Origin of the sequence: Acidovorax sp. 22279, from assembly GCF_052045435.1 — a bacterium.
GTDB classification, from domain to species: domain Bacteria; phylum Pseudomonadota; class Gammaproteobacteria; order Burkholderiales; family Burkholderiaceae_C; genus Acidovorax; species Acidovorax delafieldii.
Genome location: NZ_JBQEOV010000009.1, coordinates 207,592 through 229,342, shown reverse-complemented (window position 1 = coordinate 229,342; position 21,751 = coordinate 207,592). Strand labels below are relative to the sequence as shown.

25 protein-coding genes are annotated in these 21,751 nt (G+C 65.9%); 13 read left to right on the top strand and 12 right to left on the bottom strand.

Going from position 1 to position 21,751, the window contains the following annotated elements:
- Positions 1-870, bottom strand: an 870-nt coding sequence (gene kdgD, locus ACTJKQ_RS14015) for a 5-dehydro-4-deoxyglucarate dehydratase (RefSeq protein WP_440596151.1), incomplete at its 3' end; no start/stop codon positions are given.
- 221 nt (positions 871-1,091) lie between these two features.
- Here kdgD and ACTJKQ_RS14010 point away from each other — a divergent pair.
- Positions 1,092-2,129: a LacI family DNA-binding transcriptional regulator gene (locus tag ACTJKQ_RS14010; protein WP_440597172.1), complete on the top strand. Its 1,038-nt coding sequence runs from the start codon at positions 1,092-1,094 to the stop codon at positions 2,127-2,129.
- Between the two features lie 45 nt (positions 2,130-2,174).
- Here ACTJKQ_RS14010 and ispF read toward each other — a convergent pair whose 3' ends face one another.
- Together ispF and ACTJKQ_RS14000 are read right to left on the bottom strand one after the other, a co-directional pair.
- Positions 2,175-2,654 (bottom strand): 2-C-methyl-D-erythritol 2,4-cyclodiphosphate synthase, encoded by a 480-nt coding sequence (gene ispF, locus ACTJKQ_RS14005; RefSeq protein WP_440597171.1) that lies wholly within the window; start codon positions 2,652-2,654, stop codon positions 2,175-2,177.
- 114 nt (positions 2,655-2,768) lie between these two features.
- Positions 2,769-3,683: an IspD/TarI family cytidylyltransferase gene (locus ACTJKQ_RS14000; protein WP_082522473.1), complete on the bottom strand. Its 915-nt coding sequence runs from the start codon at positions 3,681-3,683 to the stop codon at positions 2,769-2,771.
- A gap of 97 nt (positions 3,684-3,780) precedes the next feature.
- Here ACTJKQ_RS14000 and mfd point away from each other — a divergent pair, with 97 nt between their 5' ends.
- The 6 genes from mfd to serB all read left to right on the top strand — a co-directional run bounded on the left by mfd (position 3,781) and on the right by serB (position 10,271).
- Complete coding sequence (gene mfd, locus ACTJKQ_RS13995; RefSeq protein WP_440597170.1) at positions 3,781-7,245, top strand: transcription-repair coupling factor; 3,465 nt, start codon at positions 3,781-3,783, stop codon at positions 7,243-7,245.
- Positions 7,246-7,318: 73 nt separating this feature from the next.
- Complete coding sequence (locus tag ACTJKQ_RS13990) at positions 7,319-7,981, top strand: hypothetical protein (protein WP_395453935.1); 663 nt, start codon at positions 7,319-7,321, stop codon at positions 7,979-7,981.
- Positions 7,982-8,062: 81 nt separating this feature from the next.
- Positions 8,063-8,317 (top strand): ParD-like family protein, encoded by a 255-nt coding sequence (locus ACTJKQ_RS13985; RefSeq protein ID WP_015014749.1) that lies wholly within the window; start codon positions 8,063-8,065, stop codon positions 8,315-8,317.
- The gene (gene map / locus ACTJKQ_RS13980; protein ID WP_260667843.1) at positions 8,314-9,111 is read left to right on the top strand and encodes a type I methionyl aminopeptidase; all 798 of its coding nucleotides are present in this window, start codon (positions 8,314-8,316) and stop codon (positions 9,109-9,111) included. The genes ACTJKQ_RS13985 and map overlap by 4 nt, the downstream gene beginning before the upstream one ends.
- Positions 9,112-9,209: 98 nt before the next feature.
- Positions 9,210-9,398: a DUF3149 domain-containing protein gene (locus ACTJKQ_RS13975; protein WP_056747190.1), complete on the top strand. Its 189-nt coding sequence runs from the start codon at positions 9,210-9,212 to the stop codon at positions 9,396-9,398.
- A gap of 159 nt (positions 9,399-9,557) precedes the next feature.
- On the top strand, positions 9,558-10,271 hold the full coding sequence (gene serB / locus ACTJKQ_RS13970) for a phosphoserine phosphatase SerB (protein WP_056747189.1): 714 nt from the start codon (positions 9,558-9,560) through the stop codon (positions 10,269-10,271).
- 92 nt (positions 10,272-10,363) lie between these two features.
- On the opposite strand, the gene ACTJKQ_RS13965 is transcribed toward serB, so the two are convergent.
- A complete protein-coding gene (locus ACTJKQ_RS13965) occupies positions 10,364-10,882 on the bottom strand; it encodes an RrF2 family transcriptional regulator (protein WP_056747228.1) in 519 nt (172 codons plus the stop codon).
- Positions 10,883-10,971: 89 nt separating this feature from the next.
- Here ACTJKQ_RS13965 and ytfE point away from each other — a divergent pair, with 89 nt between their 5' ends.
- Together ytfE and ACTJKQ_RS13955 are read left to right on the top strand one after the other, a co-directional pair.
- Positions 10,972-11,721: an iron-sulfur cluster repair protein YtfE gene (gene ytfE / locus ACTJKQ_RS13960; protein WP_440597169.1), complete on the top strand. Its 750-nt coding sequence runs from the start codon at positions 10,972-10,974 to the stop codon at positions 11,719-11,721.
- Positions 11,722-11,738: 17 nt separating this feature from the next.
- On the top strand, positions 11,739-12,233 hold the full coding sequence (locus ACTJKQ_RS13955) for a group III truncated hemoglobin (RefSeq protein WP_440597168.1): 495 nt from the start codon (positions 11,739-11,741) through the stop codon (positions 12,231-12,233).
- Between the two features lie 43 nt (positions 12,234-12,276).
- Here ACTJKQ_RS13955 and ACTJKQ_RS13950 read toward each other — a convergent pair whose 3' ends face one another.
- The gene (locus ACTJKQ_RS13950) at positions 12,277-12,450 is read right to left on the bottom strand and encodes a LiaI-LiaF-like domain-containing protein (protein WP_165836502.1); all 174 of its coding nucleotides are present in this window, start codon (positions 12,448-12,450) and stop codon (positions 12,277-12,279) included.
- Positions 12,451-12,487: 37 nt separating this feature from the next.
- Positions 12,488-13,381 carry a LysR family transcriptional regulator gene (locus ACTJKQ_RS13945; protein ID WP_440597167.1) on the bottom strand — a complete coding sequence of 298 codons (894 nt, stop codon included), beginning with the start codon at positions 13,379-13,381 and terminating at the stop codon, positions 12,488-12,490.
- A 126-nt stretch (positions 13,382-13,507) separates the two neighbouring features.
- Between ACTJKQ_RS13945 and ACTJKQ_RS13940 the strand changes: the two genes are divergently transcribed.
- Complete coding sequence (locus ACTJKQ_RS13940) at positions 13,508-14,089, top strand: GNAT family N-acetyltransferase (RefSeq protein WP_440597166.1); 582 nt, start codon at positions 13,508-13,510, stop codon at positions 14,087-14,089.
- Positions 14,064-15,188 carry a branched-chain amino acid ABC transporter permease gene (locus ACTJKQ_RS13935; protein WP_099730623.1) on the top strand — a complete coding sequence of 375 codons (1,125 nt, stop codon included), beginning with the start codon at positions 14,064-14,066 and terminating at the stop codon, positions 15,186-15,188. Before ACTJKQ_RS13940 ends, ACTJKQ_RS13935 begins: the two co-directional genes overlap by 26 nt.
- Here the strand turns inward: ACTJKQ_RS13935 and ACTJKQ_RS13930 are convergent.
- Genes ACTJKQ_RS13930 through ACTJKQ_RS13920 form a run of 3 tightly spaced genes read right to left on the bottom strand, consistent with a single transcriptional unit; the run spans position 15,143 to position 16,198 of the window.
- A complete protein-coding gene (locus ACTJKQ_RS13930) occupies positions 15,143-15,355 on the bottom strand; it encodes a DUF3820 family protein (protein ID WP_015014757.1) in 213 nt (70 codons plus the stop codon). The genes ACTJKQ_RS13935 and ACTJKQ_RS13930 overlap by 46 nt on opposite strands.
- Positions 15,356-15,368: 13 nt before the next feature.
- Positions 15,369-15,731, bottom strand: coding sequence for a translation initiation factor Sui1 (locus tag ACTJKQ_RS13925; RefSeq protein WP_291436202.1), 363 nt, complete (start codon positions 15,729-15,731; stop codon positions 15,369-15,371).
- The gene (locus ACTJKQ_RS13920; protein ID WP_056064262.1) at positions 15,728-16,198 is read right to left on the bottom strand and encodes a DUF2721 domain-containing protein; all 471 of its coding nucleotides are present in this window, start codon (positions 16,196-16,198) and stop codon (positions 15,728-15,730) included. Before ACTJKQ_RS13920 ends, ACTJKQ_RS13925 begins: the two co-directional genes overlap by 4 nt.
- 239 nt (positions 16,199-16,437) lie before the next feature.
- Here ACTJKQ_RS13920 and ACTJKQ_RS13915 point away from each other — a divergent pair, with 239 nt between their 5' ends.
- Entirely contained in the window at positions 16,438-17,715 is a 1,278-nt protein-coding gene (locus tag ACTJKQ_RS13915; protein ID WP_440597165.1) for a DEAD/DEAH box helicase, read from the top strand.
- Positions 17,716-17,774: 59 nt separating this feature from the next.
- Here ACTJKQ_RS13915 and ACTJKQ_RS13910 read toward each other — a convergent pair whose 3' ends face one another.
- A complete protein-coding gene (locus tag ACTJKQ_RS13910) occupies positions 17,775-18,122 on the bottom strand; it encodes a DUF6172 family protein (protein ID WP_440597164.1) in 348 nt (115 codons plus the stop codon).
- A gap of 89 nt (positions 18,123-18,211) precedes the next feature.
- Between ACTJKQ_RS13910 and ACTJKQ_RS13905 the strand changes: the two genes are divergently transcribed.
- Positions 18,212-19,474, top strand: coding sequence for a sensor domain-containing diguanylate cyclase (locus ACTJKQ_RS13905; protein WP_440597163.1), 1,263 nt, complete (start codon positions 18,212-18,214; stop codon positions 19,472-19,474).
- 60 nt (positions 19,475-19,534) lie between these two features.
- Here the strand turns inward: ACTJKQ_RS13905 and ACTJKQ_RS13900 are convergent, their stop codons facing one another.
- Entirely contained in the window at positions 19,535-19,738 is a 204-nt protein-coding gene (locus tag ACTJKQ_RS13900; protein WP_056747226.1) for a hypothetical protein, read from the bottom strand.
- Between the two features lie 85 nt (positions 19,739-19,823).
- Complete coding sequence (locus tag ACTJKQ_RS13895) at positions 19,824-21,473, bottom strand: methyl-accepting chemotaxis protein (protein WP_243415609.1); 1,650 nt, start codon at positions 21,471-21,473, stop codon at positions 19,824-19,826.
- Positions 21,474-21,751: the final 278 nt, after the last annotated feature.

Sequence of the window (21,751 nt, the reverse complement as noted above, 5' to 3'; positions counted from 1 at the left end):
CATCTCATGGGGCTTGAGGTCCGTCAGCGGCGCCCGCACCGGCCCGCCGTCATGGCCCACGATGCGCGCCCCCGCCTTGATGATCGACACGCCATAGCCCTCCACCCGGTTGCGGATGGCCAGGTACGGCATGAAGAACGACTTGAGCAGCCGGTGCTGCGTGGCCGTGTCATCGCTGGCCACCGCCTGGTAGAACTCCATCGCCGTCTTGGGGATGAAGTTGAACACCGCCGACGAATACACCGGGGTGCCCAGCGCCTTGTAGGCAGCGGCATACACCTCCGCCGTGGGCAGACCGCCCAGGTACGAGAAGCGGTCCCCCATCTTCATGTAGATGGAAGACATGGTCTCGATGTTGCCCACACCGTCCTTGAACCCCACCAGGTTCGGACAACGCTCGGCCAGGATGGCCAGGGACTCGGCCGTCAGCTTGGTGCGGTCGCGGTTGTAGACGATCACACCGAACTTCACGCTCTTGCAGACCTGCTCCACATGGGCGATCAGGCCTTCCTGGCCAGCTTCGGTCAGGTAATGCGGCAACAGCAGGATGCCATGGGCGCCCAGGCGCTCGGCCTCCTGGGCATGGGCAATGGCCGTGCGGGTGGGGCCACCGGCCCCGGCAATGATCGGCACCTTGCCCCGGCAGGTATCCACGGCCGTCTTGATGACCTCGCTGTATTCGGGGCCCGAGAGCGAGAAGTACTCACCCGTGCCACCGGCGGCAAACAGGGCGCTGGCGCCGTAGGGGGCGAGCCACTCCAGGCGCTCGATGTAGGTCTTGGGGCGGAAGTTGCCCTGCTCGTCGAAGTCGGTGATGGGGAACGAGAGCAGGCCGGAGCCCATGATGGTTTTGAGTTCTTGCGGGGTCATGGTGAAAAGCGGGCGGTGGGTAAGATGTCTTTAGAAGTCGTACAAGTCACAGAACTTCTGCTCTACACGGAGAAATTTCTGCGATTTATGCAAATGTTAACGTTAACATTATCGGACAACATGGTGAAAACCCTTATGTTGACGAATTTCACTGGGGTGCCGTCGCACAGGGGCGTGCACGGTGCCAGCCCGAAGTCACGCGCCCTTTAGACTCCACCACCATGCAAGCTCCTGATCCGGCCCGCACTGCCCCGCCCTCCGGCCGCGACCGCTCGGCGGTCACGCTGCGCGAGGTGGCCGAACGGGCAGGCGTGTCGATGATTACCGTGTCTCGCGCCATCAACACGCCGCAGCAGGTGTCTGAGCGCACACGGCAACGGGTTCAGGAAGCCGTTTCCGCCTTGGGCTATGTGCCCAACCTGGTGGCAGGCGGGTTGCGTTCGGCGCGCAGCCATGTGGTGACGGCACTGGTCCCCACGCTCACGGGGCCACTGTTTGGTGAAATGGTGCAGGCCCTCACCGATGCGCTGGAACTGCGCGGCTTTCAGGTCATGGTGGGCCAGGTGGGCTACGCCCGTTCACGCGAAGACGAGTTGCTGCGCGCCATCGTGGGCCGGCGGCCCGACGGGATCGTGCTCACGGGGGTCATGCACTCACCCGAGGGGCGGCGGTTGCTGATGGCCTCGCGCATTCCGGTGGTGGAAACCTGGGACTTCACGGACACCCCCATCGACATGCTGGTCGGCCTGCGCCACGAAACGCTGGGCGCCGCCGTGTGCGAGCACCTGTTCGCCAGGGGACGGCGACGGCTGGCGCTGCTCAGTGGCGGAGACGAGCGCGCGGCGCGGCGCGCTCAGGGCTTTGCCGACGCCGCCGCGCGCCTGGGGCTGCGCCCGCCCGCCGTGCGACTGGGTAAATCACCCACCACCCACGCAGATGGCCGTGCAGGGCTCGCAGCCCTGATGGCCGACGTGCCCGATATCGACGCAGTGTTCTGCAGCTCCGACATGCTCGCCCTGGGCGTGCTCACCGAAGCCAGGGCCCGTGCAATCGCAGTGCCTCAGCAACTCGCTGTGATGGGGTTTGGCGACATCGACTTTGCCGCGACCGTCAGCCCGGCTCTTTCCACCGTGCGCATCGACGGCACACGCATGGGCCAGACAGCAGCTCAGTGGATTGCCGACCGGGCCGAGGGCAAGGCAGTCGCACAGCCCGTGGTGGACATCGGCTTTTCCATCGTGGAGCGCAGCAGCAGCTGAGCGCTGCAAGCCCCTGCGCCAAAGGCCGGGCCAATCCCCTGCGGCTTACGCCCGGTAGACCAGCGCTATGGCCCGTGCCTCCATGGCCAGCCCCTGCCCTACCGGGCCCAGGCGCTCGGCCGTCTTGGCTTTCACATTGACCTGGTCCTCTGCCACACCCACCGCGCGGGCGATGGCGGCCCGCATGCCGGGGATGTGCGCCGCCAGGCGTGGGGCCTGGGCGACAACCGTACTGTCGATGTTGCCGATCTCAAAGCCCGCTGCGCGCACCCGCCGCGCCGCCTGGGCCAGCAGCACGCCCGAGTCTGCGCCCCGGAACGCAGCATCGGTGTCGGGGAAATGGCGGCCAATGTCTCCCAGTGCCGCCGCGCCCAGCAGCGCGTCGGTGATGGCGTGCAGCAATACGTCGGCGTCCGAGTGGCCCAGCAGGCCTGTCGGGTGAGGGATCTCCACCCCACCAATCACCAGGCGGCGGCCGGGCACCAGCGCATGTACGTCCCAGCCTTCTCCAATCCTGAAATTCATTTGTCTGCCTTTGTGAAGGTTTGTGTGAGGAGTCGCGGGGAACGTCGGACGGTTTCCCCCGATGAGCAACGCAGTCAGCGCGCCAGTGATGCCGGCAGCGCCATGCGCAGCGGACTAAAAAAGATTCTTCTTGCCAGGGGCCGTACTCACCTGCCCCCGCTCCCCGCCAAAGCGCTCCAGCGTGGTGCTGTGCGCACGCTGGGCCAGCACCGCAGCCGCCAGCGCGAAATCGTCCGGGTAAGTGACCTTGAAATTCTGCGCCCCGCCGGGCACCAGCCGGGGGTGAAAACCCAGGGCCTCCATCGCACTGGCTTCATCGGTCACGTTAGAGCCGACCTTGTCGATGGCCTCCATCAGCGGGCCGATGCGGAACATCTGCGGCGTCTGCGCCAGCCACTTGTCGCTGCGGTCCACGGTGGAGGCCACGCGCACGCCGCCCGGGCCGTCGATGGAAGTCTTGAGCGTGTCGGCCAGCTTGTGCGCCAACAGGCCACCCACACTGTCGCCCGCGCATTGGTCGATGAGCGCATCGATCTGCTCTGAGGTCACGAGGCAGCGCGCTGCGTCATGCACCAGCACCCAGTCGCCAGGCTGGGCACCACGATCCAGCAGCGCCTTGAGGCCACCCAGCACCGTGTCGGCACGCGTGGGGCCACCACACTCCACCACAAAAAATGCGGGATGGGCATGGGCATCCAGAAAGTGATCCCCCGGCGCCACGGCCACCAGCGTCCCCAGCAAGCGCCCGACTCCGGCAAACGCAGCCAGTGTGTGCAGCACCATCGGATGGCCTGCCACCAGGTGGTATTGCTTGGGCAACGGGGCAACCGCCACGGGTGCATTGGCAGACAGCGCTGAGGTGGGCGAAAAAGCCGCCACGGTCGATGCCTGCACAGGCTGTGCAGAAGGGGCCATGCCTGCGCCTGCCGGCACGGCCCGCGACCCGACCCCTGCACAGGGCACCAAGGCCCAAAAACGCCCTTGGGCCGACAAGGGGGTGAGCGAAGGGTGCAACAGAGGAGCAGTCATGGAGCGCTCATTCTAAAATCTCCCGTTGCCCCCGATCCAGCCCGTGCGTGTTTCGCGCCCCTGGGGATGCGGTGGGCCCACTGACGACACCGTCCGCATGGAACTCCCCAAACTCTCCCCCGGAAAACGCTTTGCCCTGCCCCGCCCCGTGGGCAGCGCCGACTCCCTGCTGCTGGCACGCCTGGCCGAGCGCGACAAGGCCGCTGGCCACACCACCGCCATCGTCACGTCCGACGCCACCGATGCACAGCGGCTCATCGACGAAATGGCCTTTTTTGCGCCGGGCCTGCGCTGCGCACTGTTCCCCGACTGGGAGACGCTGCCTTACGACACCTTCTCCCCGCACCAGGACCTGATCAGCGAGCGGCTGGCCACGCTGTGGCGCATTTCGCAAGGCGAAGCCGATGTCGTGCTGGTGCCCGCCACCACTGCGTTATACCGGCTCGCGCCGCCCTCCTTCCTCGCTGGCTACACCTTCCACTTCAAGGTCAAGCAAAAGCTCGACGAGGCCAAGTTCAAGGCCCAGCTCACGCTGGCGGGCTACAGCCATGTCTCGCAGGTGGTGAGCCCGGGCGAGTACGCCGTGCGCGGCGGGCTGATCGACCTGTTCCCCATGGGCTCGCTGGTGCCGTACCGGGTGGACCTGTTCGACGACGAGATCGACAGCATCCGCACCTTCGACCCCGACAGCCAGCGCAGCCTGTACCCCGTGCCCGAGGTGCGCCTGCTGCCCGGGCGCGAGTTCCCCATGGACGACGAGGCGCGCGCCAAATTCCGCAGCCGCTGGCGCGAGATGCTGGAGGGTGACCCGACCAAGAGCCGCATCTACAAGGACATGGGCGCGGGCGTGGCCACGGCCGGCATCGAGTACTACCTGCCGCTGTTCTTCGACGAGACGGCCACCGTGTTCGACTACCTGGGCGGCGAAGCCACCGTGGTGCTGCACGGCGACCTGGAGCCCGCCTTCCAGCGCTTCTGGCAGGACACGAAAGACCGCTTTCGCCTGGTGCAGGGCGACCCCGAGCGCCCGGTGCTGCCACCCGAGGCGCTGTTCCTGTCGGCCGACCAGTTCTACACCCGCGCCAAGGAGCATGCGCAGCTGTCCATCCGCCCCGGCGTGGAGGACATTGCCGACAACCCGCACTTCCAGAAGCTGGGCGACCTCTCGGTGGTGCGTGGTGCCGAAGACCCGCTGGCCCGTCTGCACGCCCACATCCGCAACACGCAACACCGCGTGCTGCTGCTGGCTGAAAGCGATGGCCGACGCGAGAGCCTGCTCGACTTTCTGCGCGCCAGCGGGGTGAACCCGCCGGCCTTTGACTCGCTGGCCGAGTTCCAGGGCGCGGACGACGAGAAGGTGGGCATCGCCACCGCCGGCCTCACCGTGGGCTTCAGCTGGATCGAGGACGGCATCGACTTCGTCACCGAGACCGAACTCTTCGCCGCCGGCCCCACCACGCGCCGCCGCAAAAAGCAGGAGCAGGTGAGCGACGTCGAGGCGCTGATCAAGGACCTGGCCGAGCTGAACGTGGGCGACCCCGTGGTCCACAGCGCGCACGGCATCGGCCGCTACCGCGGCCTGGTCAACATGGACGTGGGCAACAAGAACCCCGACGGCACGCCCGCCATGCAGGAGTTCCTGCACCTGGAATACGCCGACAAGGCCGTGCTCTATGTGCCCGTAAGCCAGCTGCAGCTCATCAGCCGCTACACCGGCGTGAGCGCCGACGAGGCGCCGCTGCACAAGCTGGGCAGCGGCCAGTGGGAAAAGGCCAAGCGCAAGGCCGCCGAGCAGGTGCGCGACAGCGCGGCCGAGCTGCTCAATATCTACGCCCGCCGCGCCGCGCGCGAAGGCCACGCCTTCCGCTACAGCCCGCAGGACTACGAGACCTTTGCCAACGACTTCGGCTTTGAAGAAACGGCCGACCAGAACGCCGCCATCCACGCGGTGATCCAGGACATGATCAGCCCCCGCCCCATGGACCGCCTGGTCTGCGGCGACGTGGGCTTTGGCAAGACCGAGGTCGCCCTGCGCGCTGCCTTCGTGGCGGTGACGGGCGGCAAGCAGGTGGCCTTCCTCGCGCCCACCACGCTGCTGGCCGAACAGCACTACCAGACGCTGGTGGACCGTTTCAGCAAGTGGCCGGTGAAGGTAGCCGAGGTGTCGCGTTTCCGTTCGGGCAAGGAGATCACCGCCGCCATCAAGGGCATCGGCGACGGCACGGTGGACATCGTGGTCGGCACGCACAAGCTATTGAGCGAATCCACCAAGTTCCACAACCTGGGCCTGCTTATCATCGACGAGGAGCACCGCTTCGGTGTGCGCCACAAGGAGCAGATGAAGGCCCTGCGCGCCGAGGTGGACGTTCTCACCCTCACGGCCACGCCCATCCCGCGCACGCTGGGCATGGCGCTGGAAGGCCTGCGCGACCTCTCGGTCATCGCCACCGCGCCGCAGCGGCGCCTGGCGATCAAGACCTTCGTGCGCAACGAGGGCACGGGCGTGATCCGCGAAGCGGTGCTGCGTGAATTGAAGCGTGGCGGGCAGGTGTACTTCCTGCACAACGAGGTGGAGACCATCGAGAACCGCCGCCAGAAGCTCGAAGAAATATTGCCCGAGGCCCGCATCGCCGTGGCCCACGGCCAGATGCCTGAGCGCGAACTGGAGCGCGTGATGCGCGACTTCGTGGCCCAGCGCTACAACATCCTGCTGTGCTCGACCATCATCGAGACCGGCATCGACGTGCCCACGGCCAACACCATCATCATGAGCCGCGCCGACAAGTTCGGCCTGGCGCAGCTGCACCAGCTGCGCGGCCGCGTGGGCCGCAGCCACCACCAGGCGTACGCCTACCTGATGGTGCCCGACACCGAGGGCCTGACCAAGCAGGCCGCGCAGCGGCTCGATGCCATCCAGCAGATGGAAGAACTGGGCAGCGGCTTCTACCTGGCCATGCACGACCTGGAGATCCGCGGCGCCGGCGAGGTGCTGGGCGAGAACCAGAGCGGCAACATGCTGGAGGTGGGATTCCAGCTGTACAACGAGATGCTCAATGAAGCCGTCAAGGCACTCAAGGCCGGCAAGGAGCCGGACCTGCTCAGCCCGCTGAGCGTGACCACCGACATCAACCTGCACGCCCCCGCCCTGCTGCCCGACGACTACTGCGGCGACGTGCACCTGCGCCTGTCGTTCTACAAGAAGCTGGCCACGGCCAAGACGCCCGACCAGATCGACGGCCTGCTCGAAGAGATCGTGGACCGCTTCGGCAAGCTGCCGCCGCAGGCGCAGACCCTCATCGACGTGCACCGCCTGCGCGTGCTGAGCCAGCCCTACGGCGTGGTCAAGGTGGATGCCGCCCCGGGCGTCATCAACATCACCTTCAAGCCCCAGCCGCCCATCGACCCGATGCGCATCATTGAACTGATTCAGAAGAACAAGCACATCAAGCTGGCGGGCAACGAGAAGCTGCGCATCGAGCGCGAGCTGAAGGAGCCCAAGGACCGCGCACAGATGGTGCGGGACATTCTGCGCAGCCTGGGGCAACCCGTGGTGGCTGCATAGCACTTTACAAGCCAGAGAGGCCACAAGCGCTAGTGAATCATGCGCTGATAGCTATCAAAAGAGAAGCAAAACAATGTGGCTGGAGTCTCTTGTCGCGCTGGTGGCCCTGACGACCGCCTTGGTCACGCGGCCCTGGCGCTTACTGGCCAGCCGCACGCCGCTGGAGCACGAGTCCCATGGCGCGGCGTCCCCGCTGTGGACACCATTGCTCGCCACGCTGGTGTTTCTGCCCTGGCTGTGGGCGCTGCCCACGCTGCACGCCATGCCGCTGCAACTGCAATGGTCGGGCGCGTGCCTCGTGGTGCTGATGCTGGGCTGGCCGCTGGCCATCCCGGTGCTGCTGGCGGTGGGCGCCATTGCGGGCCTGCTCTCACCCGCCCTGGACTGGGCCGATGCGCTGGGCGCCGCCATCTGGCTGGGCGTGGTGCCCGCTACGCTGGCCCTGGCGCTGGGCGCGCTGGTCCGGCGCTTTGTCGGTACGCAGCCATTTGTGTACGTGCTGGGCCGCGCGTTTCTGGGCACCGTGGCCTGCGTGTTTGCTGCCGGTGTGCTGTCGCAATGGACCGGGCACCTGTTGCCCGGTGTGGGCAACGAACTGTCTCTGGTGGCCCGCTGGCTCATGGCCTGGGGCGACGGGTTTGTGACGGGCATGCTCACCGCGATTTTTGTGGCCTTCAAGCCCGAGTGGCTGGCCACCTGGTCGGACCAGCTCTATCTGAAGCGCCCGCCGCAGTAGCGCAGTGTTGCCAACGCACACCACAGGCACTGCAGACACGCAGCGATACGAAACGTATATGTTTCGAATACAATTCGCTGCATGGGTATTGTCAAAATTTCAGACCAAATGCACGAGAACCTGCGCGTTGCCAGCAACGCCCTGTCTCGCTCCATCAACGCACAGGCAGAACACTGGATGCGCATCGGCATGCTGGCCGAGCTGCATCCCAACCTCGACCACAGCGACATCTGCCAGCTGCTGATCCGCGCCGAACAGGCCGGGGGCTTCGATCTGGACACGGTGGCGGCCTCCGTGGCCGCCAAGCCGGGCCACAGCGGGCGGCGCGTTCAATGAAATCGTCCCGCGTCACCCTGCGCTCCCCCGCCGAAATCGCCCAGGCGCGTGAGGCCGGCCGCCTGGCCGCCCGCGTGCTACACATGATCACGCCGCACGTGCAGCCCGGCGTCAGCACCGAGGCACTGGACCGGCTCTGCCACGACTACATCGTGAACGAACTGCAGGTCACCCCCGCCAACGTGGGCTACCTGGGGTATCCCAAAACCGTGTGCACCTCGGTCAACCATGTGATCTGCCACGGCATTCCATCGCCCGGCCAGGTGCTCAAGGCGGGCGACATCATCAACATCGACGTGGCCATCATCAAGGATGGCTGGTTTGGCGACACCAGCCGCATGTACTTTGTGGGCGAGCCCAGCCCGCTGGCGCGCCGCCTGGTGGACACCACCTACGAGGCCATGTGCGCGGGCATTGCCCAGGTACGCCCCGGCGCCACGCTGGGCGATGTGGGCCATGCCATACAGACCGTGGCCCACCGCGAGCGGTTCAGCGTGGTGCGCGAATACTGCGGCCATGGCATCGGGCAGATCTACCACGACGAGCCCCAGGTGCTGCACTACGGGCAGCGCGGCCAGGGCCTGCGGCTGGAGGAAGGCATGGTCTTCACCATCGAGCCCATGATCAACGCTGGCAAGCGCGATACGCAGGAGCTGGCCGACGGCTGGACCGTGGTCACCCGCGACCGCTCGCTGTCCGCCCAGTGGGAACACATGGTGGCCGTGACGGCCGAGGGGTTCGAGGTGCTCACGCCCTGGCCCGAAGGCACTGGCCGTTATCCCGCCATGGTTTGACCTGCATCTTGCCCGCACGCCGAAGTCTTTGACACAGCACAAGCAGCCGCCGCAGTGACCGTCCGATAGTGGTGAACACCACCACAAGGAGGGTCTCCATGAAGCTGCTGAACGATCTGTTTTCTACCGACTACGGCCTGATGAGCATCATCGGCATCGGGTTCATGATCTGCATGGCCGCATTTTTTGTGCGCATGTTCCTGGTCAAGATGAACGAGCCGCCCCAGCCCAACCCAGCCGCCAAGGCCCTCAAAGGCGGCGGCCAGAACCTGCCGCATCCCCGCTGAGGCACAGGATCTGACGAGAGCCGCGCACGGGGCGCGGCCTCTGCCGCCCAGTCCCCGGGGTGGCGCCTGGAGCGAGCGTGGCGGGCACGGCGGGAACAAAAGCCTGCCAGGGATACCATTGCGGGTTCTTACCCCGCATTTGTTCCCCCTTTTTCTGCCATGACCCACGCAACCGAATTCGCCCCTGGCCTCGTCATCCAGGGCATCGAGCCTCCGCTGTCCTTGTCCGCCTACAAGCTCATCGCTTTTGACATGGACTCCACCCTCATCAACATCGAGTGCGTGGACGAAATCGCCGATGCCGCCGGCCGCAAGGCCGAGGTGGCCGCCATCACCGAGGCAGCCATGCAGGGCGTGATCACCGACTACAAGGAGAGCCTGCGCCAGCGTGTGGCCCTGCTCAAGGGTGTGACGGTGCAGCACATGGAGCAGGTGTTCACCGAGCGCCTGCGCTTCAACCCCGGTGCCAAGGAGCTGATCACCGCCGCCAAGGCTGCGGGCCTCACCACGCTGCTGGTCTCGGGCGGCTTCACCTTCTTTGCCGACCGCGTGAAGGCGGGCCTGGGCATCGACTTTGCGCGCTCCAACATGCTGGAAGTACAAGACGGCCAACTGACGGGCCGCATGGTGGACCAGGCCTGGGGCGACATCTGCGACGGCGCAGAAAAGCGCCGCACGCTGCTGGAAGTGGCCTCGCTCATGGGCATTTCGCCGCAGCAGGCGATTGCCGTGGGCGACGGCGCCAACGACCTGCCGATGATGGGTGCCGCCGGCCTGTCGGTGGCCTACCACGCCAAGCCCGCCGTGCGTGCACAGGCCAAGGTGGCCATCAACCAGGGCGGGCTCGACCGCTTGCTGGAAGTGCTGCGCTGAGCGGCGTGGCGCCTCAGTACCTACAGGGTGCCACTGGATACTATTAATTTGATAGCTATCCAGGCATGTAGCACTAGCGCATCACGCCGTTTTTATTCAAATCCAGGTGCATCGGGCAATCCGGGCACCAACGAGGCCCTGCGGCGGGCACTGCCGGCGCGCGGGGCGGCCACCGTGGCCAGCAGCGCCACACCCTGGGGTGACGTGGGCGCCACCAAGTCCGCCAGCGTCACGCCATCCAGCACCTCCAGATAGGCCTGCATGGCCTGGCCCAGCACCCCTTTGAGCCGGCAGTGGCTGCTCAGGCGGCACTGGTTGGAGGCAGGGTCAAAACATTCCACCAGGTTGAAGTCCGTCTCGGTGGCACGCACCACCGCGCCAATGTGGATGGACGACGCCGGCACCATCAGCCGCATGCCACCGCCCCGCCCGCGCGTGGTCTCGAGCAGGCCCTGCGCCGACAGCTGCTGCACGATCTTCATCAGGTGGCTGCGCGATATGCCATAGCCCTCGGCCACCTCCGTGATGGTGACGGGCTGCGCCCGCCCCTCGGTGGCGGCGCAATACATCAGCACGCGCAGCGTGTAGTCGGTCCATTGGGTCAGTCGCATGGGTTTGCCGCAGATCAATCAAAAAATGCATACATCCTGAATTTTATTCGCTAAAATATTCACGCGATATGAATCTTTAAAGGACCACCATGAACGCCCGCATCGACACCCTGCACGCCACAGCCCCCACCACCCCACTGCCGCTGAGCGCCGAGCAGCAGATCGGCCAGATCGCCGTGCAGTTGCCGGGCGCCACGGCGGTGTTTCGGCGCCTCAAGCTGGACTTCTGCTGCGGTGGCCAGGTGAGCCTGGCCAAGGCGGCTGCCGACAAGAGGCTGGACGCCGACGCCGTGCTGGCCGAGCTGGCGGCCCTGCAGCGCAGCGACGCCGTGCCCGAGGCAGCGTCGCCCAGCGCGCTCATCGACCACATCCTGGCGCGCTACCACGAGGTGCACCGCCAGCAGCTGCCCGAGCTGATCCGCATGGCCCGCCGCGTGGAGGCCGTGCACCGCGACCACCCGCAGGTGCCGGTTGGCCTGGCCGACCACCTGGAGGCCATGCACGAAGAGCTGCTGTCGCACATGCTCAAGGAGGAGCAGGTGCTGTTCCCCATGCTCAAGAACGGCGGCAACCCGTTTGTGGGCCAGCCCATCGGCATGATGCGCGCCGAACACGTGGACCATGGCGAGGCGCTGGACAAGCTCAACGCGCTGACGAATGACGCCACGCCTCCCCAAGGCGCATGCAACACCTGGCGCGCGCTCTACGCGGGCATTGCCCAGCTGGGCGACGACCTCATCAACCACATTCACCTGGAAAACAACGTGCTGTTTCCACGGTTCGAAGCCAGCGCTGCACCCGCGCAAGCTTGTGCCACGTCAGCCTGCGGCTGCCAGTGAGCCAGCACACTGCCGCCATGACCGAAGAAGCCCACCCTACACAGACCGCCGGCAAGCTCGCCCCCAGCGCGGAGAGCATCACGCAACTGGTGCACGGCTTTTATGGGGATGTGCGGCGCGACCCGCTGCTGGGTCCGGTGTTTGAAAAGGCCCTGCACGGCCAGTGGGACGCCCACCTGCAGCGCTTGGTGGACTTCTGGAGCACCGTCGCGCTGGGCGCCCGCAGCTTCAAAGGCGATGTCTTCGGCAAACACATGGCGCTGGAGGGCGTCACGCCCGCCCACTTTGCGGCCTGGGTGGCGCTGTGGCAACAGCACACCAATCGCTTGTTTGCGCCGGAGGTGGCGCACGACCTGCAGGTGGCGGCCCATGGCATTGCACGCAACCTGTTCCGGGGCTATTTTGCGAACGACCCCGGTTTTGTGCAGCACCGCGACGAGAGCCATGGGCGCCATGGGCGCGATGAGCACGGCGCCCGTCACCAGGGCAGCGGAGAAACCCAGCGAGGTTGAAGACTGCCGACTGGCAACGCGGTCGCCAGCGCCCGCTACTGGCTTATTTGCCCTTGTTACCCGGCGTGAAGAACAGCGCCAGACCCACTGCTATCAGTGCCACAGGCCACCACACCCGCAGCAGCTCGCGCAGGCTGATGCTGATCAGTCCCAGGTTGGTCAGCAGAAAAAACACGCCCAGCACGACCAGAACGATCGCAGCGATATTGCCCTTCATGTGCATTCCCTCGGTGTGGTTGTTGGTATGGCCGCGATTATGGCGGGCGGGACAACTGCGCGCCCAGGTAATCCACCCACACGCGCACCTTGGGCGACAGATGGCGGCTGGAAGGCCACAGTGCCCGGAACTGGCGGGCCGGGCCCAGGTGTGGCTCCAGCACGCTCACCAGTCGCCCCTCAGCCAGGGCATCGCGCACCAGAAAGTCGGGCATACAGGCAATACCGATCCCCCGCAGGGTGGCACCCAGAACGGCTTCGATGTTGTTGCAGGCCAGCACCGTGCGAAGGCGTGGTTCGTCGCTGGCCAGATCCTCGCGCCACGGCCAGTCGAGCAGCTTGCCGGAATCCGGGTGGCGAAAGCGCACGCAGGCATGTCGCTCCAGGTCGCGCAGTGCAGCGGGCGTGCCGTGGCGCTCCAGGTAGCTGGGCGCAGCGCACAGCAGCAGCCGAAAGGTCTGCAAGGGCCGCGACACCAGGCGTGAATCGCGCAGGTCGCCACTGCGAATCGCCACGTCGATGCCTTCGTCGATCAGGTCGATCGCTCGGTCGCTGAACGTGATGTCCAGCTCCACCTCGGGGTAGCGCGCCAGAAACTCCGGCACCAAGGGGATCAGGAAGTGGTAGCTCACGATGGGCGCACTCACCCGCAGCTTTCCCCGTGGGGTCTCCCGCGAGAGCGACAGCATGGCCTGCGCGTCGTCCAGGTCGTCCAGCACGCGCCGGCAGCGCTCATGGAACAGGCGCCCCTCTGCCGTCAGCTGGATGCGCCGGGTGCTGCGCTGCAATAGGCGCACGCCCACCTCCTGCTCCAGCCTCGCCACGCCCTTGCCCACCGCAGACGCCGATATCTCCAGCGCCCGTCCGGCGGCCACAAAGCTGCCCAGTTCTGCCGTTTTCACAAAGGCCAAAATGCCACTGAGCTTGTCCATCTGCGTTTTTCACTCCGGTTGAGCACGGCCAATTCAATCGTTTTATTCCGCAATAAGAGGAATGAAAGCCACTTTTTTGCTGATTCGATCCAGTCTAACCTTCTTGCACTTCCACACATCCACGCCATGCCGAACCCGTCATTCCTTCGCGCCGACTCCACCAGCACCTGCGAAACCCGAAAGTCGCTGATGGGTTTGCAGGCTGAATATCTGCGCTGGGTGCATGGCGAAATAGCCCGGTGCTTTCCGGCCCTCTCCCCGCGTGCCAGCTTGTCGCTGCCACCGGAGGACCTGCCCGGATTGAAGGTCTCACAGACCGGAAACCGGCCAAACAGCGCGTACTACCTGATCGCCGTGAATGGCGAAGCCGCAGGCATGTGTGGCCTGCGGCCCTTGGGCGCAGGCACCGTCGAAGTCAAGCGCCTGTACGTCCGCCCCGCCTACCGGGGCCTGCATCTCGGTTCGTCGGCACTGCGCAAGCTGTACGCAGATGCCTGTCAGGCGGGCTACACCCGCATTTGCCTGGACACCGCCCTTTTCATGCAGGCAGCACACCGCCTGTACGAAGCCCAGGGCTACGCCGACTGCGCGGCCTACGAAGGCACCGAGGTGCCGCTGGCACTGCACAGCCACTGGCGCTTCATGCAGCGTCCCATCCACCGCCCCAGCCACGGCATCACCCATGAGCACGATCTTCGAACGGCGTAGCACGCAAGCAGGTCTGGTCCTCGCAGTGCTCCTGCTGCCCCTGGTACTGCAACCCTTCGGCCACCACTGGGTGCGCGTTGCTGACGTCAGCCTGCTGTACGTCATGCTGGCACTGGGCCTGAACGTTGTGGTGGGTTATGCAGGCCTGCTGGACCTGGGGTATGTGGCCTTCTACGCACTGGGTGCCTACCTGTTTGCCCTGCTGACCTCACCCCACCTGACCGACCACTTTGCGTGGATCGCTGCGCTGTTCCCGCAGGGGTTGCACGCCCCCTGGTGGGTGACCATCCCGCTGGGCGCGGCATGCGCGGCCCTGCTCGGCATGCTGCTGGGAGCCCCCACCCTCAAGCTGCGGGGGGACTACCTGGCGGTGGTCACCCTGGGCTTTGGCGAAATCGTGCGCCTGCTGGTCATCAACATGAGCCACCCCGTCAACATCACGCAGGGCGCCCAAGGTCTGGGCTTGATCGACCCGGTGCACATCCTGGGGGTGGACCTGGGCCGCCCCCTGGTGGTGGCGGGCCATGAGGTGGCGTCGGTCACGCTGTACTACTACCTGTTTCTGGCGCTGGTGACGCTCACCATCGTTGTCTGTCTGCGCCTGCAACACTCCCGCATCGGCCGCGCATGGATGGCTATCCGCGACGATGAAACCGCAGCCCGGTCCATGGGCATCAACACCCGCAACCTCAAGCTGCTGGCCTTCGGCGTGGGCGCCAGCTTTGGCGGAGTGACTGGCGCCATGTTTGCGGCTTTTCAGGGCTTCGTTTCCCCCGAGGCCTTCAGCCTGCAAGAGTCTGTGCTCATCGTTGCCATGGTGGTGTTTGGCGGCATGGGGCATATCCCCGGGGTGGTCCTGGGAGCCGTGCTGCTCGCAGCGCTGCCAGAGGTACTGCGCTATGTGGTCGGCCCCCTGCAGGCAGCAACGCACGGGCTACTGGATGCGGGCGTGATGCGCCCGCTGCTGATTGCCTTGGCCATGATCGTCACCATGTTGTGGCGCTCCAGCGGCCTGTGGCCAGCGCCCGACGCAGCGCAGGCACTGGGGAAGAATCACCGCCCCCGCAAGGGCCGCAGCAGGTCCGACAGCCCGTTGTGATCAATCTCGTGCATCAGCGCCAGCAACTGGCCCAACTCGCCCTTGGGAAACCCCTCGCGCGCAAACCAGTTGAGGTAGTTGCCCGGCAGGTCCGCCAGCAGCGTGCCTTTGTGCTTGCCGTACGGCATCTCGGTGGTGACCAGGCGCTGCAGTTTCTCTGCGTCCATTGCCCTGCCCCGCTCAGCCGCCCGCGCGCTTGACCTTGTGGCCCAGCTTCTGCAGCGCGGCCATCACACGCTCCACATGATCGCCCTGCACCTCGATCACGCCGTCCTTCACCGTGCCTCCGCTGCCACAGGCGGCCTTGAGCTGCTTGCCCAGCTGCTCCAGCGCGGCCTCGTCCACCAGCACACCCTTGACCAAGGTGACCGCCTTGCCGCCACGCCCTTTGGTCTCGCGCGAGACGCGCACGATGCCGTCGCCCGTGGGCAGCGGTTTGTTCTGCTTGCACACGCACTGCGCCACCGGCTGGCGGCAGGTAGGGCACATGCGGCCTGACTCGGTGGAATACACCAGGCCACCCAGGTCGGCAAAAGACTTCATGGCTTCTTCCCCTCCACCTCTTGCTGCAGCATGTGAAAGTCGAGCAGGCGTGTGGCCAGCAGCGTCTCGGTCAGAAAACACACCAGCGCCAGCAAAAAGCAGGCAACGCCCGCCAGAAACCCGCCCACCGCAAGGCGGCTGGACTGAAAGTCGGTGGTTTCGCCCAGAAACAGCAGGATGATGGTCGTGCCAATGAGGAAGGCACAAAACGTCAGCAGCGCAATACAACCGTTGGCCAGCCGTCCACGCAAACGCAAGTCCGCCAGCTCCTTGTAGGCACGGGCCAGAAATTCGGGTTCGGCATTGACGCGCGCGCGGTCTTCCACCACACGCGCCCGGTCGATGATCCGGGCCAGGCGGCCGGCCACCGCGCCGATCATGCCGGACACCGCAGTGAGCAAAAACACGGGCGCCACCGCCAGCTGGATGCCGTGGGTAATGGCGGAGGTATCTAGGGGCAAAGCCATGGGGTTCGGGTCCGGGAAAACTGTCAACGAAAAACGGGGCGGCCCGATTATCGGTTGCCCAACGCAGGGGCCGAGCACTCGCATTCCCTGCAATCTTGCAAGTGCAAGGCGCGCATTGCTGGCCTGTGAGAACGCACCGGGCATGAGGGCATCGGGCAAACGCGGCGACAATGCGGGCCATTACTGCTTTGTCCGCGCTGCCTTGCGTGCCCTCCTCAACGCATTACCAGCGCCTTTCCATGCCTTTTGCCTCCCTCGGTCTGTCCCCCGCCCTTGTCCATGCCGCCGCCCAGGCGGGCTTTGTGGCGCCCACGCCCATTCAGGTGGGCGCCATTCCGGCCATCCTGCAGGGGGTAGATCTGCTGGGTGCCGCACAGACGGGCTCGGGCAAGACGGCGGCATTTGCCCTGCCCTTGCTGCAGCAGCTGCAGCTCAGCGCCACTGGCGGCCCGCGCCGGGTGCGCGCCCTGGTGCTGGTGCCCACCCGTGAACTGGCAGCGCAGGTGGGAGAAGTGCTGCGCAGCCTGGCGCAGCACCTGCAGCAACCGCTCAAGATCGCCATCGTGTTCGGCGGCGTGTCGATCAATCCGCAGATGCTGGGCCTGCGCGGCGGCGCCGACATTGTGGTGGCCACGCCGGGCCGCCTGCTGGACCTGGTGGACCACAACGCACTGCGCCTGTCGGCCGTGGCACACCTCGTGCTGGACGAAGCAGACCGGCTGCTGGACCTGGGCTTTGCCGAGGAACTGCAGCGCGTGCTGTCGCTGTTGCCAGCCCGGCGGCAGAACCTGTTTTTCTCGGCCACATTCCCAACCGCAGTGCAGGCGCTGGCCGATGGCCTGCTGAAGCAGCCGGTGCGCGTAGAGGTGCCCCACACGCCGGGTAACGAGCCTGCCATCGAACAACGCGCCATTGCGGTGGATGCGAGCCGCCGTACCCAGTTGCTGCGCCACCTGGTCAAGGAGCACAACTGGTCGCGCGTGCTGGTGTTTGTGGCCACGCAATACGCGGCCGAGCATGTGGCCGAGAAGCTGTACAAGGCGGGCATCTTTGCATCGCCCTTCCACGGCGGCCTGAGCCAGGGCGCGCGCAACCAGGTGCTGCAGGAGTTCAAGGACGAGCGCTGGCAGGTGGTCGTGACCACCGACCTCGCAGCACGCGGCATCGACATTGCGCAGTTGCCTGCCGTGGTGAACTACGACCTGCCCCGATCGGCCGTGGACTATGTGCACCGCATCGGCCGCACCGGCCGGGCGGGCGAGAGCGGCATGGCCGTGAGCTTTGTGACCGCCGATGCCGAGGCGCATTTCCGGCTGATCGAAAAACGCCAGCACCTCACCATCCCACGCGAGCAGATTGCGGGCTTTGAACCCACCGAGGCTCCCGCGCCCGCACCATCCACCGACCCCGGGGGCACCGGCGGCATCAAGGGCAAACGCCCCAGCAAAAAGGACAAGCTGCGCGCAGCAGCGGCGCAGGCAGCCGATGCCCCCGCTGCGCACAAAAAAGGCCCCTGAAAGGGGCCTGCAGTGCTTGACTGAGGGTGAGCGGGGTGGCATCCACCCAGCGCCAGGGCTTACGCGCCTTCTTCGTCGTCCGCGTCCAAGCCATCTGGCCCGCTGTGTGAAGCCTCACCAGCCGGACGGGGTGTGCGCTTGCCGGGCTTGGCCAGAATTTCCACATAGAACTGGGCGCCCCCCTCGGCGGCCACGCCGTTGATCAGCCCGGTCAGGGCGGCCAGGTGCGCCACGGCGGCGTCTTCCTTGGTGCAGCCAAACTGGCAGTCAAAGTCCCAGAAATCGGCGCCTTCTGGCAGGTCGCGGCGCCGTTCGCGCTTGATGTACTTGCGGATTTCGTGCTTGACGGCATCCAGAACGCGATCGCGGTTCTTGCCTTCAACGTGGAGTTGGAAAGTTTTTCTCATGGGCGATAGTACCGCCTGCGACAGGTGCCGTTTCACACCGGCGCATCCAGGTGCCACAATGGTGCATTACTTTTGGTTACCACCAGCCCATGAACCACGACCTGCGCCTGCTGCACCTGTTGCCAGCGGCTGTGCTTGTCACACAACAGGGCGCCATCCGCTTTGCCAACGCCGCCAGCATGGAGTTGCTGGAGGCGCCCAGTATCGACAGCCTGATCGGGCGGCTGTCTGGCGACTTTGTGCACCCCCTGGACCAGGTGCGCTCCACCAACCGTATCCAGCAGGTGGCCGTGCCCGAGCAGGCCGGGCGGCCCAACAAGTCCTCCGAGTTCCGTATCCGCACCGAGCGCGGCAACTTGCGCATGGTGCTGATCAGTAGTGTGGCCATGGAATGGGACGGTGCCCCCGCCGTGCTCATGTGCGGCATGGACATGACACACCAGAGCGAGATCGAGGCCCAGCTGCGCGAGAGCGAGCAGAACTTCCGGCGCCTGTTCGAGAACATGCAGGACGTGTACTACCGCACCGATGCGCAGGGCACCGTGCAGCATGTGGGCCCGGGCGTGCGCCGGGTGCTGGGCTACGAGCCCCACGAAATCGAAGGCCGCACGGCCGAGTCGTACTACCCCCAAAGCAAAGACCGCGACGCGTTCAAGGCCGCGATCATGGAGCACGGCGAGGTGTCGGACTTTCCGGGTCAGATGGTGCGGCGCGATGGCACGGTGATCGACATCTCCATCAGCAGCCATGCGCTGTACGACCATGCAGGCAATTTTGCGGGGGTCGAAGGCATCTACCGCGACGTCACGCAGCGCAAGAACCTGGAGCGCGAGCTGCAGCGCCTGGCCACCACCGACATGCTGACGGGCATTGCCAACCGCCGCGCGTTTCTGGAATGCGCCGAGTCGGCCTATGCCCATTCACGCAGCAACGGCGAGCCGCTGACCTTGCTGATGCTGGACCTGGACCACTTCAAGGCCATCAACGACCGTTTTGGCCACCTGGAGGGCGACCGGGCGCTGCTGGCGTTTGCACAGGCCATCAAGGGCCAGTTGCGTGCCAGCGATGCTGTGGGCCGCCTGGGCGGCGAAGAGTTTGGCGTGCTGCTGCCGCTGACCACACTGGCCGAGGGCCTGGAGGTGGCCACGCGCATGCTGCGTAGTGTTAGCGCGCTGGAACTGACGGACGAAGCAGGCCACTGCTACTGCGTGACCACCAGCCTAGGGGTGAGCACCTTCCGCCAGAGCGATCGCAGCCTGCGCGACATGCTCGACCGCGCCGACCAGGCGCTGTACCTGGCCAAGCACCGGGGACGCAACCAGGTGGCTTCGCTCGAGACGCTGGACGAGTGATCATTTCCGTCGCCCTGATTGGTGAGAGATCAGGGCCATGCAGCATGCCAAGGCACCTGTTCAAAGGCGCATGCGTTCCTGCTGCAGGTTCCACAGGCAGGCGGCGATGCGCAGCAGCATCTCCATCACCTGCTCCGAGCCGCTGCAGGACAGCTCCAGATCATCAATGAGCATCGCCAGCTGGGAGATGGCGTCTTCGGGGGCGGCAGCGCCGCCACTGCGCGCCACCTCGGCAATCGCGATCAATACGTCGGTGCGGTTCATGGCGCAGGTCTTGGCGTGGTGGGTGGCAATGTCTCAGTCATTGGCTGCATAGGCCACGCGATGCAGAGACCACGCCGCCGCCGGGCTAGCGGGCCGAGATGGCCAGTTGCGCGCGACTGCCAGCCCCGCCCTCCAGAGCCACAGCAGGGGGCAACCCTGCCGTTTCCAGCAAGGGCGCGCCTGCAGCAGGCAGGGGCATATCTGGCGACAGGCGGAACTGGTGAATCACCTCCAGCAGGCGCCTTACCTGATTCTTCATGCCGGTCGAGGCAGACGAACTGTCATCCACCAGCGCAGCGTTCTGCTGCGTGGCCGCGTCCAGCTGGCGCACGGCCTCTCCGATCTGGGCAATGCCCCGGGCCTGCTCCTGCCCGGCATCCTTGATGGCGGTGATGAGCGACACCACCTGGTTCACATGGTGCACGGTGTTGGCCACACGCTCGCCCGCCTGCCCCACCAGGGTGGACCCGCGCTCCACACCCTGCACGCTGGCCGAGATCAGGCCGCGAATCTCCCGGGCCGCCATGCTGCTGCGCTGCGACAGGCCCCGCACCTCGCCAGCCACCACGGCAAAGCCCCGGCCCTGCTCACCCGCACGCGCCGCCTCCACAGCCGCATTCAGCGCCAGCAGGTTGGTCTGGAAGGCGATGTCGTCGATCACCTTGATGATGTCCGTGATCTTTTGCGACTGGGTCTTGATCTCCTGCATGGTGGCGATCACGTCGCGCATCACGCTGCCGCCTTCGTTGGCCACGCTGCTGGCCTCCTGCGCCAGGGCGGTGGCACGCTGGGCGTTGTCGGTGTTGTGCTGCACCGTGATGGTCAGCTGCTCCATCGACGCGGCCGTCTCCTGCAGATTGGATGCCTGCACCTCGGTGCGGCGTGCCAGGTCTTCGGTGCCGCCCGCCATCACCACGGCCTCGTGGGCGACCGTCTCGGTGCTGGCGCGCACCTCGGTGATCACGCGCACCAGCTGGTGGTTCATCTCACGCAGGGCCCCCAGCAGCTCGGCGGTCTCGTCGTTGCCACGCACATCGATCTGCGCCGTCAGGTCGCCCCCCGCCACGGTGCGTGCCAGCACCACGGCCTGACGCAGCGGCCGCGAGATGGAACGGGTGATGACCCAGGCCATCGCAGCACCTGCCAGCAATGCCAGGGCGGTGGCGGCCAGCATCCACCAGTGGATGGTGTCGCTCATGGCGCGCGCCCCGGCAAACTCTGCCGCCGCCACGTTGATCTGCAGCGCCACCAGGCGCTCGATGGCGTCCTGCACCTTGAGCGCATTGGGGCGGATCTGGGTGATGTACAGCTCAGAGCCGTCGTCGTACTTGCCGGCCACCAGCGCGGCCGACGCCGGGATCAGGCCCTTGTCCAGATAGGTGGCGTTGGCATCGGCAAAGGCCTGCGCCAGGGCCTGCTCCTCGGCCCCCAGGGGCTTGGCGGCGTACTCCTTCCACAGGGCCTGGATGCGCTCGACATTGGCGGTCAGGGCTGCGTGGCTGGCCTCCAGGTTGCTGGTGCCGGGGTCCATCAGCATGTCCATCACCAGCACGCGGTTGCGCTGCGTCAGGTGGCTGATCTCGGCCAGCACGCCCATGGGCACGGTGCGATCGCCATACAGGGCAGCGCTGCGCTCGGTCAACCGCTTGGCCCCGCTGATGCCACCGGCCGCCAGGGCCGATATCAGCAACAGCAGCACGGCAAAGGCCAGGGCCAGGCGGGTACCAATTTTCATTTTTTGAAGCATCTGAATCTTTCGTGAAGGTCCACCAGGGCGCCGCCGCCTTGTGGGAGCGAACGCGTGTTGCTGCGGGGGGTAAGCCAACCACCCGCCGTGCAACAAGCCCCCGATGGGATGCGAAAGATACTAATTGTTTCAAATGACAGATTAGTGACTCCGCGAGAAACCTTAGCCGTTCAGGCCAATGCTTCAAATCGCTGTCATTTTGCTAGGATCGGCACCGAAATCTGTCCGACTGCTCAATGAACACGCGTGAATTTCACTGCACCTGA

Excerpts from the sequence above, each read along its gene's own strand:
- ACTJKQ_RS13990 (WP_395453935.1), top strand. The coding sequence starts at position 7,319 with ATGTGGCTGGAGTCTCTTGTCGCGCTGGTGGCCCTGACGACCGCCTTG.
- ACTJKQ_RS13930 (WP_015014757.1), bottom strand. The coding sequence starts at position 15,355 with ATGGACGCAGAGAAACTGCAGCGCCTGGTCACCACCGAGATGCCGTAC.
- ACTJKQ_RS13935 (WP_099730623.1), top strand. The coding sequence starts at position 14,064 with ATGAGCACGATCTTCGAACGGCGTAGCACGCAAGCAGGTCTGGTCCTC.
- map (WP_260667843.1), top strand. The coding sequence starts at position 8,314 with ATGAAATCGTCCCGCGTCACCCTGCGCTCCCCCGCCGAAATCGCCCAG.
- serB (WP_056747189.1), top strand. The coding sequence starts at position 9,558 with ATGACCCACGCAACCGAATTCGCCCCTGGCCTCGTCATCCAGGGCATC.
- ACTJKQ_RS14010 (WP_440597172.1), top strand. The coding sequence starts at position 1,092 with ATGCAAGCTCCTGATCCGGCCCGCACTGCCCCGCCCTCCGGCCGCGAC.
- ACTJKQ_RS13910 (WP_440597164.1), bottom strand. The coding sequence starts at position 18,122 with ATGAGAAAAACTTTCCAACTCCACGTTGAAGGCAAGAACCGCGATCGC.
- ytfE (WP_440597169.1), top strand. The coding sequence starts at position 10,972 with ATGAACGCCCGCATCGACACCCTGCACGCCACAGCCCCCACCACCCCA.
- ACTJKQ_RS13950 (WP_165836502.1), bottom strand. The coding sequence starts at position 12,450 with ATGAAGGGCAATATCGCTGCGATCGTTCTGGTCGTGCTGGGCGTGTTT.
- ACTJKQ_RS13895 (WP_243415609.1), bottom strand. The coding sequence starts at position 21,473 with ATGAAAATTGGTACCCGCCTGGCCCTGGCCTTTGCCGTGCTGCTGTTG.
- ACTJKQ_RS13920 (WP_056064262.1), bottom strand. The coding sequence starts at position 16,198 with ATGGCTTTGCCCCTAGATACCTCCGCCATTACCCACGGCATCCAGCTG.
- ACTJKQ_RS13975 (WP_056747190.1), top strand. The coding sequence starts at position 9,210 with ATGAAGCTGCTGAACGATCTGTTTTCTACCGACTACGGCCTGATGAGC.
- ACTJKQ_RS13955 (WP_440597168.1), top strand. The coding sequence starts at position 11,739 with ATGACCGAAGAAGCCCACCCTACACAGACCGCCGGCAAGCTCGCCCCC.
- ACTJKQ_RS14000 (WP_082522473.1), bottom strand. The coding sequence starts at position 3,683 with ATGACTGCTCCTCTGTTGCACCCTTCGCTCACCCCCTTGTCGGCCCAA.
- ACTJKQ_RS13985 (WP_015014749.1), top strand. The coding sequence starts at position 8,063 with ATGGGTATTGTCAAAATTTCAGACCAAATGCACGAGAACCTGCGCGTT.
- ACTJKQ_RS13905 (WP_440597163.1), top strand. The coding sequence starts at position 18,212 with ATGAACCACGACCTGCGCCTGCTGCACCTGTTGCCAGCGGCTGTGCTT.
- ispF (WP_440597171.1), bottom strand. The coding sequence starts at position 2,654 with ATGAATTTCAGGATTGGAGAAGGCTGGGACGTACATGCGCTGGTGCCC.
- ACTJKQ_RS13915 (WP_440597165.1), top strand. The coding sequence starts at position 16,438 with ATGCCTTTTGCCTCCCTCGGTCTGTCCCCCGCCCTTGTCCATGCCGCC.
- ACTJKQ_RS13940 (WP_440597166.1), top strand. The coding sequence starts at position 13,508 with ATGCCGAACCCGTCATTCCTTCGCGCCGACTCCACCAGCACCTGCGAA.
- mfd (WP_440597170.1), top strand. The coding sequence starts at position 3,781 with ATGGAACTCCCCAAACTCTCCCCCGGAAAACGCTTTGCCCTGCCCCGC.
- ACTJKQ_RS13925 (WP_291436202.1), bottom strand. The coding sequence starts at position 15,731 with ATGAAGTCTTTTGCCGACCTGGGTGGCCTGGTGTATTCCACCGAGTCA.
- ACTJKQ_RS13965 (WP_056747228.1), bottom strand. The coding sequence starts at position 10,882 with ATGCGACTGACCCAATGGACCGACTACACGCTGCGCGTGCTGATGTAT.
- ACTJKQ_RS13945 (WP_440597167.1), bottom strand. The coding sequence starts at position 13,381 with ATGGACAAGCTCAGTGGCATTTTGGCCTTTGTGAAAACGGCAGAACTG.
- ACTJKQ_RS13900 (WP_056747226.1), bottom strand. The coding sequence starts at position 19,738 with ATGAACCGCACCGACGTATTGATCGCGATTGCCGAGGTGGCGCGCAGT.